At 50.0% G+C, this 408-nt stretch carries 1 protein-coding gene; it reads right to left on the bottom strand.

The window, feature by feature from the left end; translation table 11 throughout:
- Positions 1-408: hypothetical protein (locus EHS43_RS45945; RefSeq protein WP_221740838.1), on the bottom strand; the 408-nt coding region annotated here is incomplete at both ends.

Genomic DNA, 408 nt, shown 5'->3' with positions numbered 1-408 from the left:
GTTAAACTCTTCGTACTCCAGATCCTCAGGAAGTTCCCCAGTCACTTCTTCATCGCGCAGTACCATCTCTTCGTCACGCATATCCAGCAGACGATCGGCATTGGCATAAGTTAGCGCCCACGGCTCATCAAAATAGGTTTGTACCGACTGACGTAACCGCTGAGCAAAGACGCGGTTTTTATCCATATCGATCGCAGTACGAATAAATTTGTGTACGTGGCGGTCGTAGCCAATCCACAAGTCGATGGATTGCTGGCCCCAACTGATAATACGGTCGAGTTTGCTCTGAAGATCGAACACCAGACGATCGACAAAATGCAGGTCGTCATGGGTCATCGTCGCATCCTGAATGCGTAACAGGTTGGCCTGCAATTTATCGCCTGCCGCTTCCAGCGTATCCTGCAATTC

Origin of the sequence: Streptomyces sp. RP5T (assembly GCF_003933965.1) — a bacterium.
In the GTDB taxonomy this organism is placed as follows: Bacteria; Actinomycetota; Actinomycetes; order Streptomycetales; family Streptomycetaceae; genus Streptomyces.
This window is presented reverse-complemented; position numbering and strand designations above follow the sequence as displayed.